Raw genomic sequence first — 15,891 nt, 5'->3', positions numbered from 1 at the left:
TCGCGGCGGGGCGTGCCCGATCCGGGGCCGCCCCCGGGCCTCCCGCCTGTGCCACCCCCCATAGTGGTGCATTGCCTGGGGGCAGAGAAGTGGACGGGATTCCGGCGCGCCCGAATCCCGGTCCCGAACCATTCGGCCGGGGTTGTCCACAGGTTCCCGGGACGGTCTACCGCCCGGACGCGCCGACAGGTTTCATGGAAATCGGGGGGTCCCCACGAACCGCCCGCCTCGGGCTGCCCACGACCCCGCCGAGGCGGGTGAGTCCCGCACCGGAGCCCACCGGTGGGGAGAGGGCCCCGAGCCCCACCGCCACGGCTAAGGGCCCGCACCGGAGTCCGTCGACTCGGATGCGGGCCCTCCCGCCGCGACCCGGACCCGTCGGGCTCCTCCGACGGGGAACCTCTCCGGGACGGGTGACCGCGGAACTCCGCCTGGTGCGAAACTCCGCCCAGTACCGCGACGACCCGTCGTCGCGGTACTAGCAGCGGTCGTCGATCGTGGACTGGATGGCGGACCGCTCGGCGTGGGTGACGGTGAGGTCGTAGCGGTACTTCACGTTCACCCAGGCCTTGACGTAGTCGCAGTGGACGGCCGTGTTCGGCGGCATCCACTCGGACGGGTCGTCGTCGCCCTTGCTGCTGTTGCTGGACGGGGTGGCCAGCCACAGCTGCGGGGAGTCCACGTCGTTGGCGAAGTCGCGGCGCTGGGAGGTGCTCCAGTAGCGGGCGCCGGTCTTCCAGGCCTCACTGAGCGGGACCATGTGGTCGACGCTGATCTGGGACGGCTCGTCGTACACCCACGTGCTGTCGAAGGAGCTCCACCAGCTACCGGAGGTGGGCTGGCAGCGGGAGTCGGTGACGACGTCGTGGCCGTCGCGCAGGAGGACGACCTGGCGCGCCGAGCAGTTGCCCTGGACGTCGACCCAGTGCGGGAAGAGGCTGCGGTCGTAACCGCTCTGGGGCCCCTTGGGGGCGACGGTGAGGGAGTTGAGCTGGCTCTGGGCGGCCGAGGTGCTGGGGATGCCCGGCGGCAGGACGTGGTCGGCGGAGGCGGGGGCCGCCCAGCCGAGGACGGCGAGCAGGACGACTGCGGCGAGGGACACCAGGGCTCTGCCCAGCGTGCGGGGGGTGGGGGGCACGTTCTCTCCTCTGGAGCGGGGGTGGAGGGAAGGGACCCCACCACAGTGCGCCGAAAACGTTTTCCGGTCCAGCCCCGCCAGGGGAATTCGGGCGTAATCCGAAGTGAACCGACAGGTTCTACCGAGAACCCAGCCTCACCGCTGTACCATATTCCTGTGATCTAGCACACAGGAAAATTCCGAGGGCCCGCAGCCTATCGCGGCGACCACGGCTGCAACTGGACGACCTGGGAAGATGCCGCCTTGGGACGGATCTTGGCGACCCGCGCCGCGACTCCGCAGGTGAGGCGCGGCGTCAGCGCGAGGAGGGAGCGAAAACGAGAAGAAAAAGAAGGTCCAAATTTCAGTTTTGCCCCATATAGTATAGCAGTAATACCCACTTGAAGAATTATCAAACACACTGCCGACGGGCATCCTCATAAAGGTCGTCGAATATTTGTTAAGTTCGCGTGTCGTAAGGACGACCGTCGACCTCAGAGAGGATGAACCCCCACCGAGGGGATCGGCCATGACTCTGCAGATGGATGCTCCGACCGCGGACGAGTACCCGACCCGAAAGGCCAGCGAGGCCGCCCTTCTGTACCGCAAGGACCCCGTTGTCTGGGGACCCGCGGCGGACGGACCCTTCACCGCTGAGGAGATCAGCGACTACGACGCGCGCGGCTACGCGCAGATCCCGTCCCTCGTCTCGGGCGAGGAGGTGAGCGCCTACCGAGCCGAGCTGGAACGGCTCAGCTCCGACCGGGCGCTGCGCCGGGACGAACGGGTGATCGTCGAACCGGCCTCGGACGAGGTCCGCTCGATCTTCGAGGTACACAAGATCAGCAAGGTCTTCCACGACCTGGTGAACGACCCGCGCCTGGTCGAACGAGCCCGGCAGATCCTCGGTTCGGACGTGTACGTGCACCAGAGCCGGATCAACTACAAGCCCGGGTTCGGCGGCGGCTCCTTCTACTGGCATTCGGACTTCGAGACGTGGCACGCCGAGGACGGCATGCCGCGGATGCGGGCGGCCAGCATCTCCATCTCGCTGACCGAGAACTTCACGCACAACGGCGCCCTGATGATCATGCCCGGCTCGCACAGGACGTTCGTGTCGTGCGTCGGCGAGACCCCCGACAACCACTACCAGGCGTCGCTGAAGAGCCAGCACGTCGGCACTCCGGACCAGAGCTCGCTGACCATGCTGGCCGAACGGCACGGCATCGACGTGCTCACCGGTTCGGCGGGCGACGCGACCGTGTTCGACTCCAACTGCATGCACGGGTCGGGCGGCAACATCACCCCCTACCCGCGGTCGAACATCTTCATCGTGTTCAACAGCGTCGAGAACGCGTGTGTGAAACCGTTCGCCGCGGGCAGCCCTCGCCCGGACTTCCTGTCCGCGCGCGACTTCACCCCGGTCGGCCGCTGAGCCGCCACCGCTGACGGGTGCCCGGCGCCCTGACCACCACCCCGATCTCCGTGCGGGCGGGCACGTGCCCGCCCGCACGGCGCGCTCAGGAGCGCGTGAGGGCGTTGACCAGGACCCCGCCCAGTGCGCCGTGGGCCCGCTTGGTCGCGGGACGCAGAGCGCCGACGTCGATCCTGGTGTAGGACGAGCCGAGGTGGTCGTCCCACGGGATCCGGACGATCGCCCGGCAGCGACCGCGCGCCACCCGCTCGGCGGCGTCCACGTCCGCCAGGCTGCGCTTGCTCACCCCGTTGACCACGAGCACCGAGCTCGCCCGCAGGGCGCCGTAGCCGTTGCCGTCCAACCACTCGAAGGTCATGGACACGGCCCGCTCGGCGTCGGCGTTGGCGGGGGCGACCAGGACCAGGCCGTCGGCCACCGGCAGGGCCCGGGCCACACCCGTGGCCGCCGGGTCCAGGAGGGTCACGGCGTAGAAGCGGCCGAGCATGTCGGTGAGCTGGCCGTAGTCGCGGTCGTCGAGGGTCTGGACGTAGGGGTCGTCGAGGGTCTGGACGATCTCCAGGCCGGTGCTGGCGCGGCTGGTGTAACCGCGCATCCGCGCGTGGTCGTCGACCTCGTCCGCGTTGGCGAGCAGCGCGGTGAGGGTCTCGGGGGCCTGCGCGCCGACCCGGCGGGAGAGGCCGTTGGGACCGGGGTTGACGTCGACCGCGACCACCGGCTCGTCGCGGTGCGCGGCCAGGGTGTGCCCGATCATGAGCGAGGTGACGGTCTGACCGGCGCCGCCGGTGCACCCGAGCACGACGAGGCTGCGCGGCTCGGGCAGAGGGGCGCGCAGCCGGGCGATGTCACTCGCGGGCAGGTCGGAGCGGACCGGGGCCGCCCCGCCGGTGACCACCTTGGCCAGACGGCGCCAACCGCGCGTGCCGCCGGAGTCACCGGCGTCACCGGTGTCCCTGGCGTCGTCGGCGTCGCCCTCCCGGGGTTCGGGCTCCGTGGGCACGGGGCGGGGTGCGGGAACCCCGGTCGGGGTGTCGCCGAGCCGCTCCTGCTCGCCGGTGCCGTGGTCGAGTTCCAGCTGGGGTTTGGGCTCCTCGCGGCGCGGCGGTTCGGGTTCCTCTCCGGGCACGGGCTGACCGAAGAGGTGGCCGAGCCTGCGGGCGTTCTGCGCGACCCGGTGGAAGACGCCGTCGTGGGGGTCACCGCCGTCCGGACGGCCGTCGGCCGCGGTGCCGCCGTCAGGCGCGGCCCGGTCGGTACCGGTGTCGGTCCTGGTGCCGGTGTCGCCCTCAGGCGCGGCCCGGTCGGTACCGGTGTCGGTCACCCGGTCGGTACCGTCCTGCGCGGTCGGAGAGACGGCGCCCTCCTCCGCGAGCACGCCCGCGAGGCTGCGGTTGGCACGGGGGTCGAGGGCCGGAGCGGGGCTCCCGTCGGGCTCCGGGGCAGTGGCGCGCTGAGCGCCCCCGCGCCGTCGGGCCAGCGCGGCGGCCTCGGCCTCCTCCAGGTCCGCGGCCGTACGGCGCGGGACGGATGTCGCGTCGGACGTGTCCCGAGGCTCTGGAGGCTTGGAGTCGGACGTGTCCGGGGAGCCGACGGCCGACCGGGAGCCGGCGCGGCCGTTTCCGGACTCGCCCCGAACCTCGACGAAGCTCGCCAGCTCACCCGTTCCGTGGTCGAGCTGGGTGGGCGGTTTGACTCCGTCGGCGTCACCGGTGCCGCCCGGCGCGCCGGGGAGCGTCACCTCGGGGTCCGCGTCCTCCGGGGTCCCGTCCTCCTCCGTGGGGTCGGAGACAGCGCCGTCGGCCGCCTCGACATCGCCGGGCGCGTCCGACCCGGCGCCCTCGACCACATCGGCCGTCCGCGCGGTGGAGGTCTCCGAGCCCTCGGTCCCGGGCTCCTCGGCGCGCGCGTCCGCGCCGGTCTCAGCGGTGTCCGTCGACCGGACGGCGGCGGCCTCGAGCCCCTCGCCCGCGACCACGCCCTCCTCACGCAGCTCACTCGCCGGGATCACCGGGTTCCCCCGGTCACCGACCTTGGGTTGGTCGGGGTGGCGCTTCTTGCCGTCCTCGAACCACTGCGCCGGGTCCGCGGCCCCCTGGTCACGTTCACCGCCGCGCAGGGCATCGGCGAACTTGGGCCGCGGCGGCGCGGGGGTGTCCGCCTTGCTGAGGTGCTGGTCGAGCACCGACATGTGCTCGTTCCACTCAGGCCCGCGGTCCTCGTCGTCCCGGCCTGACCGGACCGGCATCGCCTCCTGCTCGCCGGTCCCGTGGTCCAGTTCCGGCGGCGGCCCGGCCGGTGTCCCAGCCTCCGCGCTGGCCGGGGCGGCTGGTGCGTCCGCGGTGTCCGCAGCATCTGAGGTGTCCGTGTCGGCCGGGGCGTCCGGGGTGGCGGCGGTCTCCGCCTCGTCATCGGCGTCGGCCGGGGGACCGCCGTCCCCGTCCTGCGGCTCCGGTCCGTCCTTCGGCGTCGAGGACACGGGCGGAAGCCAGGGCGCGGAGGGAGTCTCCGGTGTGACGGAACGACCGGTCGCCGCCGCGTAGCGCTCGGCGTAGTCGGACAGATCGCCAAGCCCGGTCCGGTCCGCGGGCCTGTCGTCGGCTCCCGGCCCGGAACCGCCGTCGCGATGGGACTCGTCCAGCTCCCAGGGGGCGGCGTGCGGACGACCCCTGCGGCGGGGCGGAGACGGCGGGGCATCGGCGGGCAGGGCGGTCCCGTGGGCCCGCGCGGACGGCGGGTCCTGCGGGGCGCGCTCACGGACCTGTTCGGAGCGGCGTTCGTCCAGTTCCTTGGCGACCCTGATGCCCTGGACGCGTCCGCGCAGGCGTCGCGCGGGATCGGATTCCCCCGCCTCGGGGTCGGTGACCGCCCCGGCCCCGGTGACGGGCTCGGGAGCGGTGTCAGGAGCGGAATCGGGGGCGGCCATGACCTCCTCGGCGCGGCGGCGCTCACGTGCCCGTTCGGGCGCCTCAGGCACCTCGGGCGTCTCAGGCGCCTCCGTCATCCCGGTGGCCTCGTCGATCTCGGTGCGGTTCAGGGGCCCGGTGTCACCGACCTCGTAGGAGGTCTTGGCACTGAGGCCGACGGGGGTCCGTCCGGAGTGCGCACTCAGACCGGAGATCCACTCCTGGCCGTCCCGCTCCTCCCGCGACTCCTCCCGGTCGAAGGACCGGTCGGCCCCAGCGGGCTCGTCCCCGCGTTCCCGCGGCGGCACGGGGGCACCGGGTTCGAGGGCGAAGCCGAAGTAGTTCAGGACTCGGCGGGTCGCACCGCGCGTGTCGGGGGCGGTCTCGAGGGGCTCCGCGTCGGCCGGGCCGTACTCCGTGTCGGCGGCGACGGGTTCGGGCGCCTCCTCGGGGGCTCGCTCGGGCTCGGGAACGGGGGCCCGTTCGGGGAGGTGTCCCCGTTCGGGAACGGGCGCGGGCTCAGCCACGTTCACCAGCGGCGGCGCCGACTTCGGGGAGGGGGCCGCGCGGAGCTCCCCGACGCCGGTCTCGTCGACCTCCCGGACCGGCTCGGCGCGTTCTCCCCGGCGCCGTCCGACCACGGGCGGCGGTCCCGCGTCCGGGTGGCGGTGCCACACACGCACCACCACCCGGGCCTCACCCGGTTCGTACTCGGGCGCGAGACGCGTGTAGACACGGGCCTCGGTGAGGAAGCGGGCCTGGGAGATGAGTAGTTCGGTGAGGCGCTTGCCCTCGATCACCGGTCGGGTGGCCAGCACGGTGATCACCCCCGGCGGCACCACCCAGAGCACCAGGTGCCAGCCGTTGCCGAAGGTGAACGGCGCGTTGAGGATGCTGAGCAGCACCACCCAGATCGCGAAGACCCCCAGCGCGACCCCGAAGGTCCCCACCGGGAGCGGCATGGGCAGCCGGAAATCGTAGAGCTTGTACAGCCGCTTCTCGATACGCCAAATGTTGGTGTATGTGGGCAGATCCACGTTCCCGGCCTCCCTCGCCTATTCCGCCGACACGCCCATCGCTCGGGCCAGCGCCACAGCGATGACCTCGATGATGCCGGGGACGTAGAAGACGATCCCGATGAAGATCGCCAGGATGATGAACTGCGCGAACCGCGTGATCTCACGCGTGAACAGGAAGAACACCGCCACGATCGACACGATGACGAGGAACAGCGGCCCGAAGAAGCCGCGGAGGAAGTCGGCGAGGCCGCCCGTGTCGGGGGCCTCCTGCGTCGGCGGGGGCGGGGTCGCCGCCGCGAGGTGGAGGAGGTCGGCGCCGCCCGCCTGGGCGAGGGCGTCCGTCGTGGAAGACAGCAGGGGGAGCATGTCAGGCGCCGTCCTCCGGTGTCGTCGCTGGTGTGCGCATGGTTCTTCTCGTCTCCCTCATCTCCGTGCCTAGGCGCCCCGTCAGCCGTCGAACGAACGCGGGGCGCCCTGGATGTCACGCACGTGCCACTCGTTGCCCGAGTTGACTACGGTGACCAGGTAATCCTGCACCAGCTGGCCCGCGTCCCCGTCGTCGGAGGCCGGGACGTTCCAGCGGACGGTGACCGCCACCTGTCGTACGTCATCATCCCCGGTCGACGTCTGGGATGGCACCGTGATTTCGGACAGTTCGGCGAATTCCAGGGTGTTCGCCGGAAGCGGGGTGACGGAGGCGCCCTGTTCGAGGAACCGCTCCAGGAAGTCCGGTTCTCCGGCGTAGGCCTCGAAGAAGCCGGGCAGCACCTCGCCGAGCTGTTCGGCGGCGTTGGGATCGGTCTCGAAGGATGCGCCGGGAGGCAGCGTGGCCTGGGTGGGCGCGGCCAGCAGCGCCGGACGCCCGGAGACCACCAGGGCGTCCTGGTCGGCGTAGACGGGCACGTCCAGGCGCATCGGCTCGCCGTTGACGTCGGCGCGGACCACCACGACGGCGTTGTTGTCGTCGAGGACGTCCACGGCGACGACCGTGAGGTTCTCACCGGTGAGGCTGTCGGCCGCGGCGTCCAGCGCGGTGGCCTCCCCCTCGGGGACGAACGCGGCGAGGTCGGCGCGGCGCGCCTCGGTGTCCTCGGTGTTGAGGTAGACGTCGGCGAAGCGGAGCGCGAACGCGGCGGAGGCGGTCTCGGGGTAGGTGACGGTGTCGGTGCTCTCGGGTTCCTCGGAGGCGCTGGGCAGGGCGAACCCACCGCGCAAAGGGAACCAGACGCCGTTGACGACGACGACGATGATGAACGCCCACAGCACGGCGCGCCCCACGCCGACCCACCAGCGTCCGCCCGCCCCCGCTCGGGGTGGCCGGGACCGCGGGGCGCCGAGCCCCGCCTCGGTGCCGTCGGACTGGTCACGCCCGGACTGACCGAGCCGTGACGCCTTCGCCATCCCCGCCTCCTGCGCTCAGTTTCCGCCGTCCGGTCCGGACGGCCCTTCCGCCATGCCCTTGTCTACCCCATCCCTATAGTGAGGCATTGTGCGGGTTGGGAGCGGCCATGCCGACCGCGCGTTTCGGTGTCGGCGGAGGACCCAACACACCGGCCAAAGTTCGCGAAAGCCATCGAATGCGTTGAATTCCCAGGTAATCAGGATGGTGACGGTGCAGGTCAGCGCAATTCCGGTCGTCCAAGACAGGAGTTAGTCACCTGGCGGAAAGCGGGTTGTCGCCCTCGGGGACGAAAAACCGTTGGCTGGATGTAACCGGAGTCTCGTTCCTCCCGGGCCGCTCCGGCCCCGGCGATCCCGCGCCTGGCGCGCCTGATGCTCCCGCACGGCCGGCCCCGACGTCACATCGGCGGCGGCGCCGTGTTCGGAATGCCGGGAAGCCGACCTGTGTTGACGCACCTCGGGGGCGAGCACCCCGCCTGGGGAGCGCCCCCGAACCCGGCCGCCCCGAGAAAGAAGCCGTCACATGCGCGTCGAGATCTGGACCGACATCAACTGCCCCTGGTGCTACGTGGGCAAGGCACGCTTCGAGAAGGCGCTCGCCGGTTTCGAGCACCGCGACGAGGTCGAGGTCGTCCACCGACCCTTCGAGCTCGATCCGTCGTTCCCCCAGGGCACCACGGAACCGGTCGTGCCGATGCTCGCGAGGAAGTACGGCATGACCGAGGCACAGGCCGAACAGGCCGAACAGCGGATCGCCGCCAACGCCGCCGCCGAGGGCCTGGGGTACCGCACGGCGGGGCGGGACGTCGGCAACAGCTTCGACATGCACCGACTGCTGCGCTTCGCCCTGGAGCGGGGACGCCAGGACGCACTGATCGACGTGCTCTACCGGGCCAACTTCGTCGAGGAGCGCTCCGCCTTCGAGGGGGGCGAGCGCCTGGTGGAACTGGCCGTCGAGGCCGGGCTGGACGCCGAGGAGGCCCGTGCCGTCCTGACCGACCCCGAGCGTCACGCCGACGAGGTGCGCGCCGACGAGCGCGAGGCCGCCCGGCTCGGGGCCACCGGGGTGCCGTTCTTCGTGCTCGACCGCGCCTACGGGATCTCCGGGGCCCAACCGGTCGAGACGTTCGGCCAGGCGCTCGAGCAGGCGTGGGCGAACCGCTCACCCCTCACCACCGTCGGCTCCGCACAAGACGCAGAGGCCTGCGGCCCCGACGGGTGCCCGGTTCCGGAGCACGACTGAGTCCCAGGACGACGGAAGGCCCGCACCACAGGCGGTGCGGGCCTTCGCGCGAACGGCTTGGGACCGGTCAGACGTTGAAGCGGAACTCCACCACGTCGCCGTCGGCCATCACGTAGTCCTTGCCCTCCATGCGGACCTTGCCCGCGGCGCGGGCGGCCTGCATGTCGCCCGCCTCGACCAGGTCGTCGAAGGAGACCACCTCGGCCTTGATGAAGCCGCGCTGGAAGTCGGTGTGGATGACCCCGGCGGCCTCGGGCGCCGTGGCGCCCTTGCGCACGGTCCACGCGCGGGCCTCCTTGGGCCCGGCCGTCAGGTAGGTCTGAAGGCCGAGGGTGTCGAAACCGACCCGGGCCAGCTGCGCCAGACCCGACTCCGTCTGCCCCATCGACTCCAGGAGCTCCTGCGCCTCCTCCTCGTCCAGCTCGGCCAGGTCCGCCTCGATCTTGGCGTCGAGGAAGATCGCCTCGGCCGGGGCGACGAGTTCCTGGAGCTTCGCGCGCAGGGCCTCGTTGGCCAGGTCACCGCTGTCGAGGTTGAACACGTAGATGAACGGCTTGACGGTGAGCAGGCTCAGCTCGCGCAGCCGGTGCGTGTCCAGGCCCTCGGCCGCGTAGAGCGACGTACCGCCGTCGAGGACCTCGCGGGCGGCCAGCGCCGTCTGGAGCAGCTCCTGGGCGGCCTTGTCCTTGGCGTTGCGCTTGGCGTCCTTCTCCAGGCGCGGGATCGCCTTCTCCAGGGTCTGCAGGTCGGCGAGGATCAGCTCGGTGTTGATCGTCTCGATGTCGCGCGAGGGCTCGACGTCGCCGTCCACGTGTGTGACGTCCGGGTCGTCGAAGGCCCGGATCACCTGGCAGATGGCGTCGCTCTCGCGGATGTTGGCGAGGAACTTGTTGCCCAGTCCCTCACCGGTCGAGGCGCCGCGGACGATACCCGCGATGTCGACGAAGTCCACCGTCGCGGGCAGGACCTTCGCCGAGTCGAAGATCCCGGCCAGGGTGGCGAGCCGGGAATCGGGCACACCCACGACCCCGACGTTGGGCTCGATGGTCGCGAACGGGTAGTTCGCGGCCAGAGCGTCGTTCTTGGTCAGCGCGTTGAAGAGGGTGGACTTGCCGACATTGGGCAGGCCGACGATCCCGATAGACAGACTCACAAGGTCAGAGTCTATGCGGACCGACGAGTACGCCGATCCGCCACCGCCGGGCGGCCGAACCAATCACCGAAACACAATGCGCAGGGGCCACCACGCACAGTAGGTTCGAAGCAGTCCGCCGGAGTCCTGGGCCGGAGGAGGTGCACGGGGCGCCGCGCGTCGGGGCCGCCCGCGTGTCGCGGGACACCGGACGGTCCGCTCCCCGAACCCGCGCCGTGACCCCGTTCCTGGGGGGAGTCAACTGTGGTCACCGACCAGCTGAGAGCGCTCGTACGCCGCTATCCCGTGGTGCGCTTCGCCACGCGCCAGATCCGTGTGCGCCTCCCCAGACGGCTGGGCGGACTCGATCCCGCCCGCGTCCCGCCGTGGAACCGCGACCTGACCGTCGTCCTGCCCCGGCTCGACCCGGACCCGTCCCCGGCCGGCCCCGACAGCATCACGCTGCGGCTGCCCGGCGACCTCACCGTCCCCAGGCGCCTGGCCGCGTCCGGCCTCTCCCGGCACGAGCCCGACAGCCTCGCCTGCTTCCTGGCGATGCTGGACCACACCCCGCCCGGCGCCGTGCTCGACGTGGGCTCCGGGGTGGGCGTGTACGCGATCCTGGCCGCCGCGCGAACGGACCGGCCGGTGTTCGCCTTCGAACCGACCCCGGAGATCGCCTCGGCGGCCCGGGCGGTGGCCCAGACCGGCGGGCTGGGGTTCGTGGTCGTGGAACTGGCGCTGAGCAACCACAACGGCACCGCCCGCCTGCGCCGGGCACGGCACAACGACATGTGCAACACGGTCGTGCACGCCACACGCGCCGATCTCGCGCACGTCCCGGTGGCGGTGACGACGCTGGCGCACTGGAGCGAGGAGGCGTCGGTCCTGCCCTCGGTGGTCAAGGTGGACACCGTGGGCACCGAGCCGGACGTGGTCGCGGGAGGTCTGGAGGTACTGCGGCGCCACCGGCCGTGGATGCTGGTGAAGGTGCGCCCGGACCGGGGGCTGGAGGAGCGGCTCATGGCCCTGCTCGACCCGCTCGGCTACACGTGGTACCCGGTGGGCGGACCGCCTCCCTACGAGGCGCGTGAGGAGATCGCCGGGCGCGCCTCGCCCGCGTGGGAACGGATGTGGATGTTCACCCCCGTCCCGGCTCCGGAGGAGTTCTGGCGCTCGGTCGGCGCGTGGCGGCGTGCGCTGGACGTGTGCGTCCCCGGTGCGCGACGGGGCGCCCGGGGCGCCTGACCCCCGCACCGCGCGGGCCGGGAGCGGTGGACGGGGAAGGCGCCCCGGGGGCGGGAGCGCCGCCGTCAGGAGGAGCCGAGGGACTCCACCAGCGCTGCCAGGCGTTCGATCTCGGCCGGGTCCTCGCCGGAGGCGTAGGTGCGGTCGGAGGTGAGAGCGCTGACCGAGACCGCGCCCTCCGTCAGAAGCGCCGTGCTGTCGGCGTCCTCCTTGGTCTCCGGCAGGCATCCCGGCGTGTCCGGCCCGCAGACGGTCACGCCGAGCTCGTAGGTGTCCTCGCCGGTGAACGTGGGGACCAGGACGGTACCGGTGCCCGCCTCGGTCCACCGGACGTCGGAGGCGGGCTCCCCGTCCGCGGAGTGCGGGTGGTTGACGTTGACCAGGTACTCGCTGGTGAGCAGGTCGGCCCCGTGCAGGCGGGCGAGCAGGTCGGCGGTGAACGCGGCCGTCGCGGAGTAGGTCTCGGGGGTGACCACGAGGTCCTCGTCGACGGAGGCGCTCACGGCGAGGGACGGCACACCGGCGAGCTGCCCGGCGAGGGCCGCCCCGACCGTGCCGGAGTTGGGGATCTGCGTGGCCACGTTGGGGCCCGAGTTGACGCCGGAGACCACGACGTCGGGGGCCTCGCTCCAGCCGACGAGCTCCCGCAGGCCGTGGTGGAGCGCGAAGGTCACGGAGTCGACCGGGGTGGCGCTGGGCGAGTCCTCCTCGCAAGGGCCGTCCTCGACGCAGACGCCGTGGACGGCTCCCCCGCCGGGGGCGTCGGCGCAGTCGTCCGCGTACTCGTCGGGCGGGTCGGAGGGGCTCCCCAGCCCGAACGAGCCGCTGTGCGAGACGGCACCGCTCATGCTGGACTGGTAGCCCCACGGGGCGAAGACCACCACGTCCGCCCCGGCCGCGCACAGCGCCGACCGCAGTTCGTACAGGCCCAGTCCGTCCGACCCGTCCTCCCGCGCGGCCCGCATGGAGTCGTCGTTGCCCAGGAGCACCCGCAGACCGTCGAGTGAGGCGGGGGCGAAGTCCTCGTGCGCGCCCCGGTCGGGCGTCGTGTCGGTGTCGTGGGCGGAGCAGGCGGCGAGCAGCGGGAGCGCCAGGACGGCGGCGGCGCGACGGATCACGGCGGTCACAGCCACCCCTCCAGTGACGCGAGGAAGGCGGGATAGTCGTCGCGGTGGATGCAGTGACCCGCGCCCGCGACCGTGCGGACGGTGAATCCGCGCTCAGCCAGCAGGCGGGCACCGTCCTCGTCCACCGTGAAACTCGGATCGGCCAGCTGGACCAGGGAGGGGACCGCGGCGGTGGTCGGTACACGGTCCTTCGCCGAGGCTTCGGTGACGACGTCGAAGAAGTCCGGGTCGAAGGCGGCGAAACCGGCGAGCTCGGCCTCGACGTCGGCGTCGCTCCAGCGCGGGTTCATCGCGCGCACGCTCTCCGCGGTGGCTTGGGCGACCATGCGGCGCATGGCTCCGAGGGCGGCCGTGGAGGCGCCGCTGAACCGGAAGGCGGGGTCGGAGTAGACCGCGCGGGCGGGGCGCAGGCGTTCCACGGCCAGTGACAGGGCCAGACCGCCCATGGAGTGGCCGACGGCCAGGTCCGCGCCGGTCGGCAGGGTGTCGACGAGGTCCTGGCCGAGCGCGGCGACGGAGTAGCCGCCGCGCGGGCTCCGCCCGTGGCCGCGCAGGTCGACGCCGATCACCTGGTAGCCGCGGTCGACCAGGTCGGCCTCGAGGGCGTGCCAGGTGCCGTGGTCGGACATGGCGCCGTGGACGAGCAGGGCGGTCCGGTCACCGTCGCCGGTCACGTGGGTGGCGAGTCGCAAGGGTTCCTCCTCGGAGTCGGTCGGGAGTGGGAGTGTCGGGGTCGGTCGAGGCGGTCGGGCGGTCAGCGGACGCCGCGGACGAAGACGATGGCGAGCGCGCCGAGGAGGCCGACGGCTGAGCCGACCAGGAACAGCGACCCGTAGCCGCCGAGGTGGAGGATGATCGCCGAGGCGATGAACGGGGCGATGATCTGCGGTCCGGCGGCCGCGATGTTGAGGACGCCCATGTCGCGGGCGGCGTCGGCGTCGCTGGGCAGGACGAGGGTGGCCAGGGCGGTGTCCACGGCCATGAAGCAGCCGAAGGCGCTGCCGTTGACCACGGCGAACACGAGCATGCCGGTCCAGGTCGGCGTGAAGAAGGGGATGAGCATCGCCAGCGCGGAGACGACGCCGGAGACCAGCGCGAAGAGCTTGCGGCGGTCGAGGCGGTCGGAGAGCGGTCCGCCGGCGGCCGTGGTGAGGACGGTGCCCGCGGCGGTCACCAGGGTGAGCACGGTGACCGCGGCGGCGGGTTCCAGGCCCTCGGGCAGGGCGATGAAGTAGTCGAGGATGTAGAGCTGGAAGCCGAAGATGAGGAAGTAGCCGAGGAAGAGCAGCGCCCGACCGGCGAAGACCAGGGCGAAGTCGCGGTGGGCCAGCGCGGACAGGAAGCGGCCCAGCGCGGCCGGGGGGCTGCCGCCCGTGGCGCCGCCGCGCTCGGGCAGTTCCGCGCCGCGGGGGTCGTGGGTGGTCGCGGTGAGCAGGACGGCCGCCGCGACGACGATGCCGCCGAGCACGATGTAACCGAGCGGGAGCCGGGCGGTGAAGAGCGCGGCGAGTCCGGTTCCCAGAACCCCGGCCACGGAGACCGCGATGCCCATGGCGGCGGCCGCGGTACCGCGCCGGTCGTGGGGGACGCGGTCGGGAATGATCGCGGTGAGCGCCGCGTGGTGCAGGTTCATGGCGCCCTGGGCCAGGCACCAGCCGATCACCATCATCAGCAGGGAGTCGGCGTAGCCCAGGACGAACACGAGGACGAAGGCGGCGAGCGCGCCGCCGAGGAGCCAGGGGTTGCGGCGGCCCCAGCGCGTGCGGGTGCGGTCGGACAGGGCGCCGCCGACCGGGTTGAACACGGTGCCGAAGACGGCGGCGATCCCGGCGACCACGCCGAGGTTGGCGACGGCGGCCTCCTCGTCGCCGGGGGTGAGTCCCTGGACCTGGAGGGGGAGCAGGACCGCGCCGATGCCCAGGTAGAAGGCGTAGACGGCGAGGTTGCCCGCCCCGAGCAGAGGGATGAGGCGGCCCAGTCCGCGCCGTCCTGTCGTGGGTGGGGGCGCCTGTGTGGGGGCGGCGCCCGAAGCGTCCGGCCTGGGGGAAGGGTGCTCGGACATGTGGATCTCCCTGGCGTGAACCTGTGTGACGGAGAAACGCCTGTTCAGGCGTCGGTTATGCGATTAAGCTAGGTTACGCGTTTAACCTTGTCAATGGATGCGTCATCAGCAGTTCACACGCGCCGGTTCCGCGCCCGGGGCCTCCACTGGGCACCGGCCCCGACAGGCAGGCAAGATAGGGCCATGACTTCGATCCGCCCCCGACCCGCGACCATCACCGACATCGCCAGGCGCGCGGGTGTGTCGACCGCGACCGTGTCGTACGTCCTCAACGACGCCCCGGGGGCGCGCATCCCGGAGGCGACGCGGGAGCGGGTACGGTCCGTCGCCGACGAGCTGGGCTACGTCCCGCACGCCAGCGCGCGGTCACTGCGCACGGGCACCAGCGACCTCGTCCTGCACGTCCAGATGGACGTGGTGCAGGGGCCGCTGGCGTCACGGTTCCTGCACGACCTCTCGCACGGCCTGCGCGAGCTGGGCTACACGCTCCTCCAGTACGGGGCGGAGCGCAGCCGGGGGGTGAAGGCGGCGCGCGCCTGGGCGGCCATGCGGCCCTCCGCCGTCGTGGCCGGGGACGACCGGCTCACCCCCGCCGGGGTGGAACTGCTGCGCAAGGCCGACATCCACGTGTTCGCGGTGGGCACTCCCCCGGAACGGGCCAAGGAACTGGGCGTGTCCACGCTGACGATGGACCACCACGGCCTGGGCGCGCGGGCCGGGGAGCACCTGGTCGGACGGGGTTGCCGCGACATCGCCGTCGTCGTGCCGCGCGAGGACACCCTGCGCCAGATGGGCGAACGGCGGTTGGAGGGGGTGCGCTCGGCGGTGGAGCGGACGGGGCCCGGAGCGTCCGTGCGGCGGTACGAGATGGACTGGACGCCGGAGAGCGCGGCCGAGCTGGTCGGAACGTGGGTCGCCGAGGGGCTGCCCGACGGCGTGTTCGGGTACAACGACGAGTTCAGCGGACTCCTGCTCGGCGCGCTGCTGGACGCGGACGTGCGGGTGCCCGAGCAGGTCGGGCTGGTGGGCGCGGACGACGTCATGCTGTGCCGGATGCTCCGCCCCCGGCTGACCAGCGTGCGCCTGGAGTCCGAGGAGCCCGGGGCCACGGCGCGACGGATCGTCGAGGCGGTCCGGGAGCGCGCAGCGGTGCATCTGTCCCCGTGGAGGCCGGTCCTGGTGGAGCGGGAGACGTAGGGCGGGC

General features: G+C 72.2%; 12 protein-coding genes. 4 read left to right on the top strand and 8 right to left on the bottom strand.

What is annotated here, in order from left to right:
* Positions 1–478: 478 nt before the first annotated feature.
* The gene (locus KIK06_RS28030) at positions 479–1,138 is read right to left on the bottom strand and encodes an HNH endonuclease family protein (protein ID WP_268645699.1); all 660 of its coding nucleotides are present in this window, start codon (positions 1,136–1,138) and stop codon (positions 479–481) included.
* 508 nt (positions 1,139–1,646) lie between these two features.
* Between KIK06_RS28030 and thpD the strand changes: the two genes are divergently transcribed.
* Positions 1,647–2,552, top strand: a complete 906-nt coding sequence (gene thpD / locus KIK06_RS28025; protein WP_268645698.1) for an ectoine hydroxylase — start codon at positions 1,647–1,649, stop codon at positions 2,550–2,552.
* A gap of 85 nt (positions 2,553–2,637) precedes the next feature.
* Here thpD and KIK06_RS28020 read toward each other — a convergent pair whose 3' ends face one another.
* The 3 genes from KIK06_RS28020 to KIK06_RS28010 all read right to left on the bottom strand — a co-directional run bounded on the left by KIK06_RS28020 (position 2,638) and on the right by KIK06_RS28010 (position 7,875).
* Positions 2,638–6,492 carry a TcpE family conjugal transfer membrane protein gene (locus KIK06_RS28020; protein ID WP_268645697.1) on the bottom strand — a complete coding sequence of 1,285 codons (3,855 nt, stop codon included), beginning with the start codon at positions 6,490–6,492 and terminating at the stop codon, positions 2,638–2,640.
* An 18-nt stretch (positions 6,493–6,510) separates the two neighbouring features.
* The gene (locus KIK06_RS28015; protein WP_017598115.1) at positions 6,511–6,840 is read right to left on the bottom strand and encodes a hypothetical protein; all 330 of its coding nucleotides are present in this window, start codon (positions 6,838–6,840) and stop codon (positions 6,511–6,513) included.
* A gap of 81 nt (positions 6,841–6,921) precedes the next feature.
* On the bottom strand, positions 6,922–7,875 hold the full coding sequence (locus tag KIK06_RS28010) for a conjugal transfer protein (protein WP_017598114.1): 954 nt from the start codon (positions 7,873–7,875) through the stop codon (positions 6,922–6,924).
* 523 nt (positions 7,876–8,398) lie between these two features.
* On the opposite strand from KIK06_RS28010, the gene KIK06_RS28005 reads away from it, so the two are divergent.
* Complete coding sequence (locus tag KIK06_RS28005; protein WP_017598113.1) at positions 8,399–9,118, top strand: DsbA family oxidoreductase; 720 nt, start codon at positions 8,399–8,401, stop codon at positions 9,116–9,118.
* 67 nt (positions 9,119–9,185) lie between these two features.
* Here KIK06_RS28005 and ychF read toward each other — a convergent pair whose 3' ends face one another.
* On the bottom strand, positions 9,186–10,271 hold the full coding sequence (ychF, locus tag KIK06_RS28000) for a redox-regulated ATPase YchF (RefSeq protein WP_017598112.1): 1,086 nt from the start codon (positions 10,269–10,271) through the stop codon (positions 9,186–9,188).
* Between the two features lie 243 nt (positions 10,272–10,514).
* Between ychF and KIK06_RS27995 the strand changes: the two genes are divergently transcribed.
* Positions 10,515–11,498: an FkbM family methyltransferase gene (locus KIK06_RS27995; protein ID WP_017598111.1), complete on the top strand. Its 984-nt coding sequence runs from the start codon at positions 10,515–10,517 to the stop codon at positions 11,496–11,498.
* Between the two features lie 65 nt (positions 11,499–11,563).
* On the opposite strand, the gene surE is transcribed toward KIK06_RS27995, so the two are convergent.
* From surE to KIK06_RS27980, 3 genes are all read right to left on the bottom strand, one after another.
* A complete protein-coding gene (gene surE / locus KIK06_RS27990; RefSeq protein WP_017598110.1) occupies positions 11,564–12,625 on the bottom strand; it encodes a 5'/3'-nucleotidase SurE in 1,062 nt (353 codons plus the stop codon).
* Positions 12,622–13,317 carry an alpha/beta fold hydrolase gene (locus tag KIK06_RS27985; protein ID WP_017598109.1) on the bottom strand — a complete coding sequence of 232 codons (696 nt, stop codon included), beginning with the start codon at positions 13,315–13,317 and terminating at the stop codon, positions 12,622–12,624. Before KIK06_RS27985 ends, surE begins: the two co-directional genes overlap by 4 nt.
* Positions 13,318–13,379: 62 nt before the next feature.
* Positions 13,380–14,687 carry an MFS transporter gene (locus KIK06_RS27980; RefSeq protein WP_268645696.1) on the bottom strand — a complete coding sequence of 436 codons (1,308 nt, stop codon included), beginning with the start codon at positions 14,685–14,687 and terminating at the stop codon, positions 13,380–13,382.
* A 183-nt stretch (positions 14,688–14,870) separates the two neighbouring features.
* Between KIK06_RS27980 and KIK06_RS27975 the strand changes: the two genes are divergently transcribed.
* Positions 14,871–15,884 carry a LacI family DNA-binding transcriptional regulator gene (locus KIK06_RS27975; RefSeq protein ID WP_268645695.1) on the top strand — a complete coding sequence of 338 codons (1,014 nt, stop codon included), beginning with the start codon at positions 14,871–14,873 and terminating at the stop codon, positions 15,882–15,884.
* Positions 15,885–15,891: the final 7 nt, after the last annotated feature.

Origin of the sequence: Nocardiopsis sp. EMB25 (assembly GCF_026797795.1) — a bacterium.
Lineage (GTDB): Bacteria > Actinomycetota > Actinomycetes > Streptosporangiales > Streptosporangiaceae > Nocardiopsis > Nocardiopsis lucentensis.
The sequence above is the reverse complement of the archived record's forward strand: the minus strand, read 5'-3'. Positions and strand labels throughout refer to the sequence as shown.